General features: G+C 63.6%; 9 protein-coding genes. 7 read left to right on the top strand and 2 right to left on the bottom strand.

Features of this window, described 5'->3' with window-relative positions; translation table 11 throughout:
* Positions 1-54 precede the first annotated feature (54 nt).
* From OZ411_RS17315 to treY, 6 genes are read left to right on the top strand one after another with little or no spacing between them, the layout of a single operon-like run.
* Positions 55-2,004, top strand: a complete 1,950-nt coding sequence (locus OZ411_RS17315) for an alpha-1,4-glucan--maltose-1-phosphate maltosyltransferase (RefSeq protein ID WP_282528922.1) — start codon at positions 55-57, stop codon at positions 2,002-2,004.
* Positions 2,005-2,017: 13 nt separating this feature from the next.
* Positions 2,018-5,329 carry a maltose alpha-D-glucosyltransferase gene (gene treS / locus OZ411_RS17310; RefSeq protein ID WP_282528921.1) on the top strand — a complete coding sequence of 1,104 codons (3,312 nt, stop codon included), beginning with the start codon at positions 2,018-2,020 and terminating at the stop codon, positions 5,327-5,329.
* Positions 5,326-7,473 (top strand): 1,4-alpha-glucan branching protein GlgB, encoded by a 2,148-nt coding sequence (glgB, locus tag OZ411_RS17305; protein WP_282528920.1) that lies wholly within the window; start codon positions 5,326-5,328, stop codon positions 7,471-7,473. The genes treS and glgB overlap by 4 nt, the downstream gene beginning before the upstream one ends.
* A 3-nt stretch (positions 7,474-7,476) precedes the next feature.
* Positions 7,477-9,552 (top strand): glycogen debranching protein GlgX, encoded by a 2,076-nt coding sequence (gene glgX / locus OZ411_RS17300; RefSeq protein ID WP_282528919.1) that lies wholly within the window; start codon positions 7,477-7,479, stop codon positions 9,550-9,552.
* Positions 9,549-11,306, top strand: a complete 1,758-nt coding sequence (gene treZ / locus OZ411_RS17295) for a malto-oligosyltrehalose trehalohydrolase (RefSeq protein ID WP_282528918.1) — start codon at positions 9,549-9,551, stop codon at positions 11,304-11,306. Before glgX ends, treZ begins: the two co-directional genes overlap by 4 nt.
* Before the next feature lie 4 nt (positions 11,307-11,310).
* Entirely contained in the window at positions 11,311-14,085 is a 2,775-nt protein-coding gene (gene treY, locus OZ411_RS17290) for a malto-oligosyltrehalose synthase (protein WP_282528917.1), read from the top strand.
* A 10-nt stretch (positions 14,086-14,095) separates the two neighbouring features.
* On the opposite strand, the gene OZ411_RS17285 is transcribed toward treY, so the two are convergent.
* Positions 14,096-14,407: a polyhydroxyalkanoic acid system family protein gene (locus OZ411_RS17285; protein WP_130224529.1), complete on the bottom strand. Its 312-nt coding sequence runs from the start codon at positions 14,405-14,407 to the stop codon at positions 14,096-14,098.
* A gap of 162 nt (positions 14,408-14,569) precedes the next feature.
* On the opposite strand from OZ411_RS17285, the gene OZ411_RS17280 reads away from it, so the two are divergent.
* Positions 14,570-14,734 (top strand): DUF3309 family protein, encoded by a 165-nt coding sequence (locus tag OZ411_RS17280; RefSeq protein ID WP_084799604.1) that lies wholly within the window; start codon positions 14,570-14,572, stop codon positions 14,732-14,734.
* 202 nt (positions 14,735-14,936) lie between these two features.
* Here OZ411_RS17280 and ligD read toward each other — a convergent pair whose 3' ends face one another.
* Positions 14,937-17,612 (bottom strand): DNA ligase D, encoded by a 2,676-nt coding sequence (gene ligD / locus OZ411_RS17275; protein WP_282528958.1) that lies wholly within the window; start codon positions 17,610-17,612, stop codon positions 14,937-14,939.
* Between the last annotated feature and the right edge of the window lie 55 nt (positions 17,613-17,667).

Below are 17,667 nucleotides of genomic sequence, written 5' to 3'. Positions count from 1 at the left end.
AGCGTATCCTTCACGCAACGGGGGCGTCATTTCCTTGTCAATGGCGGCATCACCGTGAACAAAACTGCTCAAACTGTCGAGAGTGCCGCCGGCACTTTTCATATCGAAGACGTCTATCCGCTGATCGACGGCGGCCGTTTCCCCGTGAAACGCATCGCGGGGGAGCGCGTGGAGGTCTGGGCCGACGTCTACCGCGACGGGCATGATATCGTCGCCGCCGAACTGATCTGGCGCGGCGAGCTCGACCACGAGTGGCGGCGCGAGCCGATGACCATGCATGGCAACGACCGCTGGTTTGGCTCCTTCGTCCCCGACACACCCGGCCGCTATTTCTATGCGATCGAGGCCTGGACCGACGAATTCGCCACCTGGCGCCACGGCTTTGAGCTGAAGCAGAAGGCCGGCACTGATGTGACACTCGATGCCATCGAAGGCGCGGGCATGCTGACCAAGGCGCAGGCCGGCGGACGAGCGGCTGCGGCCGTCATCCTCAAGCAGTGCGAGACCTACCTCCAGACCGGCGATCCGGCGCCGCTGCTCACACCCGAATTGCAGGACGCGATGGCCGAAAGCCAGTCGCGGCCCGACCTGACGCGCTCACAGCTTTTCCCGTTCGTCGCCGACCGGCCGCGGGCACGCTTCGGCTCCTGGTATGAGATGGTTCCACGCAGCCAGGGCAAGGTGGCCGGCCAGCACGGCACCTTCCGCGACTGCATCGATCGGTTGCCCGACATCGCGGCGATGGGGTTCGACGTCGTCTACTTCACGCCGATACACCCGATCGGCAAGATCAACCGCAAGGGACCCAACAATGCGGTGACCGCCAAGGACGGCGATCCCGGCAGCCCTTACGCGATCGGCTCGGCCGAAGGCGGTCATGACGCCATCCATCCGGAATTGGGGACGCTGCAGGATTTCCGCGCCTTCGTGCTGGCGTGCAAAGAGCACAACATGGAAGTTGCGCTCGACTTCGCGGTGCAATGTTCGCTGGACCATCCCTGGCTGAAGGAACATCCGCAATGGTTCAAGAAGCGCCCCGACGGTTCGATGCGCTATGCGGAGAATCCGCCGAAGAAATATGAGGACATCGTCAACCCGGATTTCGGCTGCGAGGATTCAGGCTCGCTGTGGAACGCGCTGCGGGACGTGATCCTGTTCTGGGTCGACCAGGGCGTGAAGATCTTCCGCGTCGACAATCCCCACACCAAGCCGTTCCCGTTCTGGGAATGGCTGATCCACCAGGTGCAGTTGCACCATCCCGACGTGATCTTCCTTGCCGAGGCCTTCACGCGGCCGAAGCTGATGAAGGGTTTGGCAAAACTCGGCTTCACCCAGTCCTACACCTACTTCACCTGGCGCACCCAGCGCTGGGAGCTGGAGCAATACCTGATCGAGCTCACCGGCTATCCCGAACACGACTTCTACCGGCCGAACTTCTTCGTCAACACGCCCGACATCCTGCCCTTCCATCTGCAGGGCGGCGAGCCCTGGATGTTCAAGTCTCGCGTGGCGCTGGCGGCGACGCTGTCCGGCACCTACGGCATCTACAACGGCTTCGAATTGCTGGAGCACGTGCCGATCCCCGGGCGGGAGGAATATCTCGATTCCGAGAAATACGAGATCAAGGTGCGTGACTGGGACCAGCCCGGCAACATCAAGCCCTATATCCGCGACCTCAACCTGGCGCGCCGCGCCAACGCAGCGCTGCAGCAGACCAGCAATCTGCGTTTCCTGCCCATCGAGGACAGCAATGTGATCGGGTTCGTCAAGGAAGCCGTCGATGGGAGCAACACGGTTGCGGTCGCGATTGCACTGTCGCGCGACGCCCATGAAGTCTGGCTGCCGCTCGGCGACGTCCAGCTAGGTGCCGGCGACGAGCGCCGCCATGTCTCCGCGGTCGAGAACCTCATCACCGGCGAACGCTACGCACTCGACTGGGGCGGCATCCGGGTGCGGATTGATCCGATGCGCGATCCGGCGGTGCTGTTCCGCTGCCTGGCCTGAAGGGGGCGGTGCCATGAACGTGCTTTCAGCGGTCGAGACGAAGGAACTGGTGGCCACCGAGACGGCGGACGAACTCTGGTACAAGGACGCCATCATCTACCAGCTCCACGTCAAGGCCTTCGCCGACAGCAACAACGACGGCATCGGCGATTTCGCAGGGCTGACCGAGAAGCTTGGTTATCTGCAGGATCTCGGCGTCACCACGCTGTGGCTGTTGCCGTTCTATCCGTCCCCCGGGCGCGATGACGGCTATGACATCGCCGACTACGGCGACATCAATCCCGATTTCGGGACGATGAAGGACTTCAAGCGCTTCATCCATGAAGCCAAGAAGCGCGGCCTACGCGTCATCACCGAGCTCGTCATCAACCATACCTCCGACCAGCACGCCTGGTTCAAGCGCGCGCGCCGCAGCCATCCCGGCTCGAGCGCGCGCAACTGGTATGTCTGGAGCGACACCGACCAGAGATACCAGGGCACGCGGATCATCTTCACCGATACCGAGAAGTCGAACTGGACCTGGGACCCGGAAGCGGGTCAGTTCTACTGGCACCGCTTCTTCTCGCACCAGCCGGACCTGAACTTCGACAACCCGCGCGTGGTGCGCGCCATCGTGCAGGTGATGAAGCGCTGGCTCGACACCGGCGTCGACGGATTCCGGCTCGACGCCATCCCCTATCTCTGCGAGCGCGAAGGCACCAATAACCAGAACCTCCCCGAGACGCACGCCATCATCAAATTGCTGCGGCGCGAGCTCGACACCTACGCCAAGGGCAAGGTCCTGCTCGCCGAAGCCAATCAATGGCCGGAGGACGTGCAGGAATATTTCGGCCGCGAAGACGAATGCCATATGGCGTATCACTTCCCGCTGATGCCGCGCATCTACATGGCGATCGCGCAGGAGGACCGCTTTCCGATCACCGACATCCTGCGGCAGACGCCGGATATCCCGGCCAGTTGCCAATGGGCGCTGTTCCTGCGCAACCATGACGAGCTGACGCTGGAAATGGTCACCGATGTCGAGCGCGACTATCTGTGGTCGACCTATGCCAACGATCCCCGCGCCCGCATCAATGTCGGCATTCGCCGCCGCCTCGCCCCGTTGATGGACAATGACCGGCGCAAGATCGAACTGATGAACTCGCTCCTGCTCTCGTTCCCGGGCACGCCGATCATCTATTACGGCGACGAGATCGGGATGGGCGACAACATCTATCTCGGCGACCGCAACGGCGTCCGCACGCCGATGCAATGGAGCCCTGACCGCAATGGCGGCTTCTCCCGCGCCGACCCGGCCAGACTCTACGCGCCCATGATCATGGACCCGGTCTATGGCTATGAAGCCGTGAACGTGGAAGCGCAGTCGCGGAGCCTGTCATCGCTGCTCAGCGCAACCAAGCGGCTGATCGCGGTGCGCAAGTCGACGCTGGCCTTCGGCCGCGGCTCCATGACCTTCATTCGCCCCGAGAACCGCTCGGTGCTCGCCTATGTCAGGCAGTATCAGGACGAGGTCATTCTCTGCGTCGCCAACCTGTCGCGCTCGGCGCAGGCGACCGAGCTCGACCTTTCCGCCTTCAAGGGACGCATTCCGCTGGAGATGCTCGGCCGCACGCGCTTCCCGACGATCGGCGAACTGCCCTATATGGTCACGCTGGCGCCGTATGGCTTCTACTGGTTCCAGCTCCAGGAGCCCGACAAGACCATCGCCATGCCGCGGCGCGCAGTGCCGGAATTCGAGACGCTGGTCGTGCCGCTGAATTCGACCTGGGTGTCACTGGCGCGCGCCCGCGGCGTGTTCGAGCGCGACGTGCTGCCGGGCCACTTGTCGCGGGCGCGCTGGTATCCCGAGAGCTTGCCGAAAGCGATCCAGCCGCAGCTCGTCTCCGCCATTCCCTTCTGCGACATCGGCGACAACCGCCCCTGGCTCACTTTCTTCCAGACGACGCAGCGCAGCGCCACCTCACGCTACGTGTTGCCGATCCGGATCGAATGGGTGCGCTTCGACCGCGAGCGCTACAATCCGCGCGCACTTGCCGCGGTACGGCAGGGCGCGCGCGAGGGCACGCTGCTCGACGTCGCCACCGACGAGATCTTCATCGCGCTCTTGCTGCGCAATCTGGCGCAGTCGCTGACGGTCGAGGACGAGGAGCTGGGCATCGCGCTGCGCCTCGAATTCCGCCCGACCAGCCGCTTCACGGACAAGCCGATCAAGCAGCCCCAGCGCATTCGCGCCGTGGAGACCGAGCAGTCCAACAGCACCGCGCTGGTCGACGAGGATTACGTCGTCAAGATCTATCGCAAGCTCGAGCCCGGCATCAATCCGGAGATCGAGATGGGACGCTTCCTCACCGACGTCGCAGGCTTCGCCAACACGCCGGCGCTGCTCGGCACGGTCGAGCTCGTCGAGGGCGAGAAGCGCAGCGCGATCGGCATCGTCCACGCCTTTGTCACCAACCAGGGCGAGGCATGGACCGTAACATCAGCCTATCTCGACCGCTTTGTCGAGGAGCAGCGGCTGCTCGCGACCAACCATGAGACGAAGCAAAGCGAACAGCAGATCTCCTATCTGCGCTACATGGCGCAAACGGGAAAACGGGTCGCCGAACTGCACATTGCGCTGGCGAGCAACCGCGACCTGCCCGAGTTCGTCCCGGAACCGACCAGGCCGGAAGACGCGCAGCGCTGGACCGACGACATCCTGGCCCGTGCCGATCGCGTTTTCGAGACACTGACGCAGCGGCGGGATACGCTGAAAGAGGCCGATCGCCCGCTGGTGGCGCAGTTTCTGGCGCAGCAGGATAGCTTGCCGGCCCGGCTGAAGGCGCTGCTCCCCGGGGACATCGACGGCCTCAACATCCGCCATCACGGCGACTTCCACCTCGGCCAGATGCTGATCGTCAAGGACGACATCTTCATCATCGATTTCGAGGGCGAGCCGCGACGGAGCATCACTGAGCGACGGCGCAAGGCCCCGGCGGCGCGCGATGTCGCCGGCCTGGTCCGCTCGATCGACTACTCCGTCACCGCTGCGCTCGATCGGGCGCTGAAGGTCGCCCCCGACGAGCAGGGCAAGCTCGCGCTGGCGCTCGCCGACTGGCGGGACCGGGCTACCGCAACATTCCTGGCCGCCTATCGCGAGACCATGGCGGGCCAGCCCTTGTGGCCGGCCGATCCCGAAGCCGCGGAGCGGATGCTCAACTTCTTCCTGCTTGAGAAAGCATTCTACGAGATCGAATATGAGCTGGCGCACCGGCCCGACTGGCTGCGCGTCCCGCTGACCGGGATGCTCCGCATCCTGGCGCAACAACCGCATGAGCCGCAATGACCAGATTGCCTGCTGAAGCTTACGCGATCATCGAAGGTCGCCATTCCGATCCCTTCCGCTATCTCGGGCTCCACTCCGAGGGCGACCAGAGCGTCGTGCGCGCCTTCCTGCCGGAAGCGTCCAAAGTCGAAGCGATCGGCGAGCATGGTGAGACCGCACCGCTCGCGCGCATCCATGATGCCGGCCTGTTCGCCGGCGCGCTGCCCAACGGCTCGCGGCGCTACCAGCTCCGCGCCCGCTTCGGCGACAATGTCGTCGATCTCGACGACCCCTACCGCTTCCCGCCGGTCCTCAGCGACTTCGACCTCTATCTGCTTGGCGAAGGCACCCACCAGCGCATCTATGACAAGCTCGGCGCGCATCCGATGACGCTTGACGGCGTAGACGGCATCGCGTTCGTGGTGCTGGCGCCGAACGCGCGGCGGGTCAGCGTGGTCGGCGATTTCAACTTCTGGGACGCGCGGCGGCATCCGATGCGGGTGCGCGGCGTCGGTTATTGGGAATTGTTCATCCCGCATGCCCGCGCCGGCGACCACTACAAGTTCGACATCATCGGCCCCAACGGCCAGCATCTGCCGCTGAAGTCAGATCCGATGGCGTTTGGCGCGGAGCTGCGCCCGAAGACCGCCTCGATCGTGGTCGACCTCGACCACATCCCGCATCCGCAGGCGGCCCCTTCAGGCATCAACGCCATTGGCGCACCGATCTCGATCTACGAGGTCCATCTCGGCTCATGGCGCCGCAAGGCCAACAATGAGTGGCTGACCTATCGCGAGCTCGCCGAGCAGCTTCCAGCCTATGCGCGCGACATGGGCTTCACCCATCTCGAATTCCTCCCCGTCAGCGAGCATCCGTTCGACGGCTCCTGGGGCTATCAGCCAACAGGTCTGTTCGCGCCGACGAGCCGGTTCGGCTCGCCTGCCGACTTCGCCGCGCTCGTCGATGCCTGTCATCGCGAAGGGTTAGGGGTGCTGCTCGACTGGGTGCCCGGGCACTTCCCCGACGATCCGCACGGCCTTGGCCATTTCGACGGCACCGCGCTCTATGAGCACGCCAACCCGCTGCAGGGCCGCCATCTCGACTGGGGCACGCTGATCTATAATTACGGGCGCACCGAGGTAACCAATTTCCTGGTCTCGAACGCGCTGTTCTGGCTCGACCGCTACGGCATCGACGGCCTGCGCGTCGATGCGGTCGCCTCCATGCTTTATCTCGATTACAGCCGCCCTCCGGGCGGCTGGATCCCGAACAAATATGGCGGCCGCGAGAACCTGGAGGCGATCGACTTCCTGCGCCGCTTCAACACCGAACTGTTCGGGCGCTTCCCGCAGGCCACGACCGCGGCGGAAGAATCGACCGCCTGGCCGCAGGTGTCGCGCCCGGTCGAATTCGGCGGGCTCGGCTTCGGCTACAAGTGGAACATGGGCTGGATGCACGACACCTTGCGCTACATCGGCAAGGAGCCTGTTCACCGCAAATATCACCACGGCGACATCCTGTTCGGCCTGCACTACGCTTTCTCGGAGAACTTCATCCTGCCGCTCTCGCATGACGAGGTCGTGCACGGCAAACGCTCGATCCTGGGCCGCATGCCCGGCGACGAATGGCAGCGTTTCGCGAACCTGCGCGCCTATTACAGCTTCATGTTCGGCCATCCCGGCAAGAAGCTGTTGTTCATGGGCTGCGAGTTCGGCCAGGAGCGCGAGTGGGCGCACGAACATTCGCTCGACTGGCATCTGCTCGAGCAGCCGAAATATGCCGGCGTGCAGGCGCTGATGCGCGATCTCAACCGGCTCTATCGCGCGCTGCCGGCGCTGCATGAACTGGATTGCGATCCGGCCGGCTTCGAATGGGTCATCACCGATGACGCCGACCACAACGTGTTCGCATGGATCCGCAAGGGCAACAACGCGCGTTCGCGCTGCCTGGTGGTGGTCAACTTCTCGCCGAACGTCTATCACAATTATCGCGTCCGCGTGCCCTTCGCCGGAAAATGGCGCGAGGTGCTGAATTCGGATTCCTCCCACTATGGCGGCAGCAATGTCGGCAATATCGGTGAGGTGGTTACGCTGGAAGGCATCGTGCCCGAGCTCAGCCTGACCATTCCGCCGCTGGCTGCGATCTTCCTCGTACCTGAAAGCTGACGTATGCGACTGACTGGGGGAACGTCGTCCCGGCTGGGAGCAAGCTGGGACGGAAGGGGTACCAATTTTGCGTTGTTCTCCGCGAACGCGGAGAAGGTCGAGCTGTGCCTGTTCGACAGCCAGGGCCGCCGCGAACTCGAACGCATCGTGCTGCCGGAACGAACCGAGGACGTCTGGCACGGCTATCTCAACGACGTCTCGCCGGGCCAGCTCTACGGCTATCGCGTCTACGGCCCCTACGCGCCGGAGCGCGGCCACAGGTTCAATGCCAACAAGCTCCTGCTCGATCCCTATGCCAAGCGGCTCTCTGGACGGCTGGTGTGGAGCGACGCGCATTTCGCTTACCGCACCGGCAGCGCGCGCGAGGACCTCTCCTTTGACCGCCGCGACAATGCCCGCGGCATGCCGAAGGCGGTCGTCGTCGACGAGACCTTCAACTGGGGCCGCCGCGAAATCCGTCCCCACATCCCCTGGGAAGACACGATCATCTACGAGGCGCATGTCAAGGGACTGACGCAGAAGCGCGAGGACGTCGCGCCGAACCTGCGCGGCACCTATGGCGGACTGTCCTCGCCCGCGATGATCAACCATCTCAAGCGGCTCGGCGTCACCACGATCGAACTATTGCCGATCCACGGCCTGATCGACGACCGCATCCTGGTCGAGAAGAAGCTCGTCAATTACTGGGGCTACAACACCTTCGCCTTCTTCGCGCCGGAGCCGCGCTACGCGCAGGATAATGCGCTCGATTCCTTCCGCACCACGGTGGCGCGATTGCACGATGCGGGCATCGAGGTGATGCTCGACGTCGTCTACAATCACACCGCCGAGGGCAACCATATGGGCCCGACGCTGTCATTCCGCGGTATCGACAATGCCTCCTATTACTGGCTGAAGCCGGACAATCCGCGCTACTACGACGACTTCACCGGCTGCGGCAATTCGGTCAGGCTCACCCATCCGCGCGTACTGCAGATGGTGATGGACTCGCTGCGCTATTGGGTCGAGGTCTGCCATGTCGACGGCTTCCGCTTCGATCTCGCGACCACCCTGGCGCGCGAACCGAACGGCTATGACCGCAGCGCGTCCTTCCTCACCGCGGTCAGGCAGGATCCGGTGCTCGCCACCGTCAAGCTCGTCGCCGAACCCTGGGACCTCGGCCTCGGCGGCTATCAGGTCGGCGCGTTCACCTCGCAATGGTCGGAATGGAACGACCGCTATCGCAGCGCGATGCGGCGCTATTGGAGCGGCGAAGGCAGCCTGATCGGCGAAGTCTCGCGCCGCATGACGGCGTCATCGGACTTGTTCAATCACGACAACCGCGCGACGCGCGCCAGCATCAATCACATCACCGTGCACGACGGTTTCACACTGACGGACCTCTTCAGCTATAACCAGAAGCACAACGAAGCCAACGGCGAGGAAAATCGCGACGGCTCCAACGACAACCACAGCAACAATTGCGGCGTCGAAGGCCCGACCGACGATCCTGACATCATCGCGCTGCGCCGCCAGTTGCGGAAGAACCAGCTCGCCAGCCTCTTGCTGGCGCAAGGCACGCCGCTATTGCTCGCCGGCGACGAGGTCAGCAATTCGCAAGCTGGCAACAACAATGCCTACTGCCAGGACAACGAGGTCGGCTGGGTCAATTGGGACAATTTCGGCGACGACACCGAGGACTTCACCGACTTCATCGGCCATTTGACCGGGCTGCGCCGCAGGTTCGCCCAGCTTCGCTCGCAGCGCTGGCTGGACGGCCGCCGCGCCGACGGCTCCTACGGCGTATTGTGGCTGACGCCGGCGGCGGAAGACATGAAGGAGTCCGACTGGAATTTTCCGGAGGGGCGTTTTCTCTCTTATGTGCTCGGACCGATGGAACCAGGGCACGCGCCGATCTTTATTGTGCTGAATGCCGCACCGGAAGAGATCGCGTTCAAGATGCCAGTCATGCCCGAATACAGGAATTGGCGCCAGGTGCTCAACACCACCGAGAACAAGCAGATGCCCGTTGATTTCGCATCCGGCGCCGACACCAAGGCGCCTCCCCGCTCGGTGCTCGCCTTTGCGGGCTCGGCATGAATGAGCGGCATTTCGGCCCGCTGCTGACGAAGGACGGCGCGCTGTTCCGCCTGTGGGCGCCGGCGGCCAAGCGCGTCGACGTGCTGCTCGACAAGCCGCATGCGCTGAGCCGCGGCGACGATGGCTGGTTCACCGCCGAAATTCCCGGCGTCGCGGCCGGTGCGCGCTACAAGTTCCGCATCGATGACGAGATCGACGTTCCTGACCCCGCTTCCGCTTTCCAGCCCGACGACGTCTTCGGCCCGAGCGAGGTGATCGATCACGACGCCTTCCCGTGGCGCGCCACCGATTGGCGTGGGCGGCCGTGGCGTGAGGCTGTTGTCATCGAGGCGCATGTCGGCACCTTCACATCAGAGGGCACCTATCGCGCGATCATCGACAGGCTCGACCATCTCGTCGCGTGCGGCATCACCGCGCTGGAATTGATGCCGCTCGCCGATTTCGCTGGCACTCGCAACTGGGGCTATGACGGCGTCTTGTGGTACGCGCCCGACAGCGCCTATGGCCGGCCGGAGGATTTGAAGGCGCTGATCGACGCCGCCCATCAGCGCGGGCTGATGGTGATGTTAGATGTCGTCTACAATCATTTCGGCCCCGAAGGAAATTATCTCGGCCGCTATGCGCCCAACTTCTTCACCGACGCGCACACGCCCTGGGGCAGCGCGATCGATTATCGCGCCAAGCAAGTGCGCGACTTCGCGATCGGGAACGCGGTGCACTGGCTGCGCGACTACCGCTTCGACGGCCTGCGGCTCGACGCCGTCAACACCATCGTGGAGGCTGGCGAAATCCCGATCCTGCATGATCTCAGCGTCGCCGTCGGCAAGCTTGCGGCGGAGACCGGCCGGCACATCAACATGGTGCTCGAGAACAGCGATAATCGCGCCAGCCTGCTCGACGCCACCGAGGACCCGCCGCGCGGCAAATATCGCGGGCAATGGAACGACGACTATCACCACGTCTGGCACGTGATGCTGACCGGCGAGGCGCAAGGCTATTACGGCGACTACCAGAGTTCACCGCGCAGCGACCTCGCCCGGGCGCTCGCGTCCGGCTACGTCTACCAGGGCGAGGTCTCGGCCTTCTGGGGCGGCATCCGCCGCGGCGAGCCGAGCGGCGCGCTGTCGCCGACCTGCTTCGTCAACTTCCTGCAGAACCACGACCAGATCGGCAATCGCCCCTTCGGCGACCGATTGGAGAGCCTCGCCGATCCCAAAGCCATCGAGGCCGCGCTGGCGATCACGCTGCTGGCGCCGATGACACCGATGCTGTTCATGGGCGAGGAATGGGGCTCGAAGGCGCCATTTCCGTTCTTCTGCGATTTCCACGGCGATCTCGCCAACGCCGTCCGCAAGGGAAGGCGCGAGGAATATGCCTGGGCCTACGCCAAGTATGGCGACGAGGTTCCCGATCCGCTGAAGCGATCGACCTTTCAATCGGCCGTGCTGGATTGGACCGAGTGCGACCGCGAGCCGGGAAGGACGCGGCTGGCGCTGGTCAGGAACCTGCTTGCGATCCGCCACCGCGAAATTACGCCGCGGCTTGCCGGCGCCAGCTTCGGCAACGCGCATGCAGACAACAGCCTGCTGACGGCACATTGGCGCATGGGCGAAGGCCGGCGGCTATCACTGACTGCCAATCTCGGGGACCGCGAAATCGCGGCGCCAAAAGACCGGCCTGCGGGAACTTTGATCTGGGGCAGTGCGTTGGACGATAACATCCCTCCTTGGTCGGTGTGCTGGCACGTCGGATAGAGAAATGCCCCCCGCGATTCCGATCGCGACCTATCGGTTGCAGCTCACCGCCGATTTCGACTTCGATGCCGCCGCCGAAGTCGTCTCCTATCTCAAGGCGCTCGGCATCACGCATCTCTATGCCTCGCCCTTCATGAAGGCGCGCAAGGGCTCGACCCACGGCTACGACATCGTCGATCACACCAAGTTCAATCCGGAACTCGGCGGCGAAGCCGGGTTCGAGCGCTTGAATGCGGCGCTGAAGCAGCACGATATCGGTTTGATCCTGGACTTCGTACCCAATCATGTGGGCGTGCATTTCGACGACAATCCCTGGTGGCTCGACGTGCTCGAGTGGGGACCCACCTCGCCGCACGCGGCCTCCTTCGACATCGACTGGGAGCAATTGCCTTACCGCGCCCGCGGCGGCGTGCTGCTGCCGATCCTCGGCTCGTCCTATGGGCAGGCGCTGGAGCGCGGCGAGATCGAGCTGCGCTACGATGCCGAAGAAGGCAGCTTCTCCGCCTGGTATTTCGAGCACCGCCTGCCGATCGCACCGGAGCGCTACGGCGAAGTGCTGCGAACGATCGTGCGCGAAGCTGATGCGGCCGAGAGCGATGCCGGCAAGGGCATCCTCACGCTCGCGTCGCGCTATACAGGATTTCGGCATCCCAATCGAAAGGAAACACCGACCTTCAAGGCGGAACTGAAGTCGATCGCTGATGCCGCCGAGATTATCACGCGCGGGCTATCGGCCTATCGCGCCGGCGAAGGCCGCCCGGCGCAAACGCTCGCGCTGCATCATCTGCTCGAACGCCAGCACTACAAACTGGGCCATTGGCGGCTCGCCTCCAGCGACATCAACTACCGCCGTTTTTTCGACGTCAACAACCTCGCCGGCATCCGCGTCGAGGACGCCGGCACGTTCGAGGCGATCCACGTGCTCGTGCAGCGGTTGATCGCCGAAGGCAAGCTGCAGGGATTGCGGCTCGACCATATCGACGGCCTGTGCGATCCCGCGCAATATTGCCAGCGGCTGCGCCGCCTGATCCGTCATGCGCAAGGTGGCGGCCGGCCGTTCTATCTGGTGATCGAAAAGATCCTCGGCGAGCACGAGAGGCTGCCCGCGCTTGCCGGCGTTCACGGCACCACCGGCTATGAATGGATGAACGCGATCACGCAAGCCTTGGTCGAAGGCAAGGGCCTGGAGCCGCTCGACGAGATCTGGCGGCAAATCAGCAACCGCTCGCCAAGGCTCGCGCCAGTGCTGAAAGAGGGAAAGCGCCGCGTGCTCGAGACGCTGCTCACCAGCGAGTTTACCGTGCTGTGGCGGCTGCTCGCGCGGATCGCGAACGGCCACTACTCGACCCGCGATTTTTCTGCCGACAGCCTGCGGCAGGCGCTCGAGCTTTATGTGCTGCACTTCCCGGTCTATCGCACTTATCTCACTGCCTCCGGCCCGACGCCGCATGATCGCGCATTGATCGCCCACACGATCGAGCGGGCGCGCGCCGACTGGTTCGCCGCCGACGAAGGCATTTTCGATTTCCTCCAGGACGCGCTGACCATGGACCTGATCAAGCCCGGCCGCGCCGCCCACAGCGCGCCGCGCGTCCGGCGCTTTGCGCAGAAGGTGCAGCAGTTCACCGGGCCGATGATGGCAAAGTCATTGGAGGACACCACCTTCTACCGCTATCACCGCCTGCTCGCGCTGAACGAGGTCGGCGGCGATCCTGCGGCAAAAGCGTTGTCGATCGACGCATTTCACCAGATGATGCGCAAGCGCGCCAATGAATCGCCGCACGGCATGACCGCGACCGCGACCCACGACACCAAGCGCGGCGAGGACGCCCGTACCCGCATCATGGCGTTGGCGGAAATTCCCGGCGAGTGGACGAGCGCCGTATCGCGCTGGAAAGTCCTCAACGCGCCGCATCTTTTGGTCGACGGCGAATTTCGCGCACCGTCGGCGACCTCTGAGTACATGCTCTACCAGGCGCTGCTTGGCGCATGGCGGCCTGATGATCCCGACTTCCTCGCGCGCATGCAGGCCTATGCGCTGAAAGCCTCTCGCGAAGGCAAGCAGGAGACGAGCTGGCTCAATCCGAACCAGGCCTATGAGGCCGGGGTCAAGACGTTCCTCGAGCGCATTCTCGACCGTTCGCGTTCGGCCGAATTCCTGAACGCGCTGGAAACATTGGCGCGGCGGCTATCGCTGTTGGGTGCGCTGAATTCGCTGAGCCAGCTCACGCTGAAGGCGACGCTTCCCGGCGTGCCCGACTTCTATGAGGGCACCGAGTTCTGGGATTTCTCCCTCGTCGATCCCGACAATCGCCGTCCGGTCGACTTCGCCGCACGCGCATCCGCGCTTGCCGCGCTCGACACGCCGGATTGGGGTCGGCTTGTGCAGGAATGGCCCGATGGTCGGCTGAAGCTCGCCTGGACCCGGCACCTGCTGCGGCTTCGCAGCGAACTACCGGACGTGTTCACGCAAGGCAACTATCTGCCGCTGGAGACGAGCGGACCACACCGCGATCACGTCATCGCCTTTGCGCGACAATGGGAACGCGACGCAGTCATCGTCGTCGCTGCAAAGTCCTTTGCGCCTTTCACCGAAGTCGGCCGTGTCTGGCCAAGCGCGAACGCTTTTGACGGCGCGGTCAGTATCAAGGGCTACGTCACCGATGCCGGCGAGAACGAGCTTCGGCTCTCCACGCTCTTCCGGCATTTGCCTGTTGCATCCCTCAAGGCAAAGGTCGTCGCCGCATCAAGGCCGGCACGAAAGCGCGTCCGCGCTTAGACTGAACGCATCAATTGCGCTTCGTCAGCAATAGACGGCCGCGATTGCGGATCGCGGTTTGCGCGACTTCGGCAAAGCGTTGCAGCAGCCAGGGCAATGTCACTTCCACATTGACATTGTCTTCGTTGACATCGACGTGGCCGGTCGCGGCCTGTCCGAGCGCACGCACGCGAAAGATCATGCGATTGTCCTCCCAGCGCTCCTCGTCGACCTTGAGCACCGGCACGCTGTTCGCGGCGCGCGAGAGTCCCGTCTTCAAGCGACGCATCGCTTCCTCGCGGCCAAGGCTATGTGGAATCGAAACGACCAATGGAGCAGACATTGCAAAAATCCTCCTATGATCAACTGCATGTAGTTGCCGCGTCGGCCGAACAGAAGGGCGATACGTGCAGCGCAAGAGCCGGAACCTTCATGATTTAGGTTCGTTTTCCTCAAGAAGGGCAGAACGCAGCAACCAAGCCCTCCGGGCTGAGGAGAGACTTATATGTCACTTGGAACGATCATACTCATCATTCTGATCATCCTCTTGCTGGGCGGCTTCAGCGGCGTCGGCGGCGGACCGTTCTACGGCACCGGCTACTACGGCGGCGGCGGGCTTGGACTCGTGATCGTCATCCTGTTGATCCTGCTATTGCTCGGGAGGATCTGAGGCACACACGAATCCGCCGATTCGTTTCCCGTCATTGCGAGCGTAAGCGAAGCAATCCATCTCCCCGCACGTGGAGCGATGGATTGCTTCGTCGCTTCGCTCCTCGCAATGACGACTCGTAGAATCGTAGGGTGGGCAAAGCGAAGCGTGCCCACCATCCGCACTCCGCAAGCAATGGTGGGCACGCTTCGCTTTGCCCACCCTACCTCTTCGCCGCCAGCTTCTTCATCGCCGCCTTGATCGACGTGGCGGCATCGTCATAGCCATCCCAGGCCTTGCTCCTGGTGAGCAGCGACGGCACCGTGCGCACCGTGTATTTCTTCGGATCGAGATCGCCGCGCACTTGCGCCCAGGTCAGCGGCATCGAAACCGTGGCGCCTTCGCGTGCGCGTGGCGATAGCGGGGCCACCGCGGTCGACATCCGGTCGTTGCGCAGATAGTCGAGGAAGATCTTTCCTTTGCGCAGTTTCTTCGACATGTTGAGCAGATATTGCTCGGGATCGTCATTGGCCATCCACTGGCAGATTGCCTGCGCGAACGCTTTTGCCTCTTTCCAGGTCACGCGATCCTTCGCGCCATACAGCAACGGCGCCACGACATGCAGGCCCTTGCCGCCCGTGGTCTTGCAGAAGCTCTCGAGCCCGACGGCTGAGAGCCGTTGCCGCATGTCCTTGGCGGCCTCGATGACATCTGAGAATTCGACGTTCGGCGCGGGATCGAGGTCGAACACCAGTCGTCCCGGCGTGTCGTAGATATCGGGCGCACAATTCCAGGGATGCAGTTCGAGGCCGCCGATCTGCGCAACCGCCGCCAATCCCTCGACGCGATCGATCTGCACATAGGGCTTGCGGTCGCCGGAGATCTTTGCGAGCTCCAGCAGGTTCGACATGCCCTGCATCGCATGGCGCTGGAAGAACTTTTCGCCGTTGATGCCGTCGGGCGCGCGCACGATCGAGCACGGTCGGCCCTTGAGATGGACGATCATCCATTCACCGACCGCCTCGAAATAGCGCGCGAGATCAAGCTTGGTGACGGCCTCGCCGTCGAAGGCGTCGGGCCACAGCTCCTTGTCGGGCTTCGAGATCACGACGCCCATGACGACAGAGGATTTATCCGCAGTCGATTTCGCAGCTTTCGCCGCAGCCCTGCCCGGCTTCGGTTCGGCGATCTCGGTCTTGGCCGGCTCTTCGGCCTCCACCTCCTTGGCCGGCTTGTCCTGCCGCAGGCCCTTGAACGCGGCCTGCCGGATATTGCCGCCCTCGGTCCACCCGGCGAATTCGATCTCGGCGACGAGGTCGGGCTTCAGCCAATGGATATCGCGCGTCTTGCGCGGCGCATTCTCGCCGCCGAACGGGCTCTCATCGGATTCATGCGCCTTCAGCACCGGCAACAACCGGCGGACCTTGTCCTGGCCAAAGCCGGTGCCGACAATCCCGACAAAGGCGAGATGATCGCCGCGATAGACGCCGGCCATCAGCGAGCGGAATTTTCCGCTGGTGGTCTTCCAGCCGCCCAGCACGACTTCGTGCCCGGCGCGGCATTTCGCCTTGGTCCACAGTTCGGACCGGCCGGAGCGATAGGGCGCATCCAGCTTCTTGGAGACGATGCCCTCCAGCGCCAATTTGCAGGCCGACTGCAGCACCGCATCTCCGCTGCTCTCGAAATGCTCGACATAGTGGATCAGCTTGCCCTTGCCTTTTCGTGTTTCCAGAAGCCGCTTCAGCCGCGCCTTACGCTCGGCGAGCGGCAGCGCACGCAGATCCTCATTCTCGGCGAAAAGCAGGTCGAAGGCATAGAAGATCAGATCGTCGGTCTTGCCGTCCGAGATCGCCGCCTGCAGCGTCGAGAAATCCGGTGTGCCGTCCTTGTCCAGCGCGACGATCTCGCCGTCGATCATAATATCCGGCAGCTTGCCGCCCTCATTGGCAATGGCGCTAAACTTGTCGGTCCAGTCGAGACCCTTGCGGGTCTTGAGCGTGGCCTCGCCGTCCTCGACGCGCAATTGCACGCGGTAGCCATCGAACTTGATTTCGTGGCACCAGCCCGCACCGCCGGGCGGACGATCGACCGCGGTGCAGAGCTCCGGCGCGACGAAGTCGGGCATCGCCTCGACCTTCTTCGCCTCGATTTTCTTTATCTCGGCTTTGGCGGAGGCGCGCGATTTGGATACCAGCGTTTTGGGCGCCGGCGCTTTCGTCCTCGGACGCGCCGCGCTGGTCTCCTCCCGGTTGGATTGCCAGACCGCATCGGCCTTCGCCCTGGCACGGCCGTTCTTCGCCAGCATGAACGGCTTCGGCGCCCTGCCCTTGCCAGCAGCGATCTGCTCCATGGTGCGGCCTGAAGCGACAGAACGGTCCTCATCGAGGATGCTTTCCCCGTCCTCGCTGGCGTATTCGTCGCGGTGCTTGATCAGGAGCCAGTTGGTGCGCTTGCCGCCAAAGCGATCGCCGCGCATCCGCACTAGCACCCAGCTTCCATGCAGCTTGTCGCCGTCCAGGGTGAACTTCAGGTCGCCCTTCTTGAACCCGGCTTCGGGATCATCCGATTCCCAGTAGCCGCGGTCCCACAACATCACCGTGCCGCCGCCATACTGGCCTTCCGGAATGGTACCTTCGAAATCGCCGTAATCGAGCGGATGGTCCTCGACTTCCACCGCGAGCCGCTTGTCGTGCGGATCGAGCGAGGGCCCCTTGGTCACCGCCCATGACTTGAAGACCCCATCCATTTCGAGCCGGAGGTCGTAATGCAGCCGCGTGGCGTCATGCTTCTGGATCACGAAGCGCGGGTGTTTGGACGGCGCGACCTTGACCTCGCCGGAGGGCTCCTCGGTCTTGGAGAAGTCGCGCTTCTTGCGATAGGTGGACAGGTTTCTCTGCAGCACGGGTGCACCTCACGCAAATGGCCGCCGCCTTGCGGCGGTATATACCCGGAAC

Origin of the sequence: Bradyrhizobium sp. Arg237L, from assembly GCF_029990105.1 — a bacterium.
Classification (GTDB): Bacteria; Pseudomonadota; Alphaproteobacteria; order Rhizobiales; family Xanthobacteraceae; genus Bradyrhizobium.
This window is presented reverse-complemented; position numbering and strand designations above follow the sequence as displayed.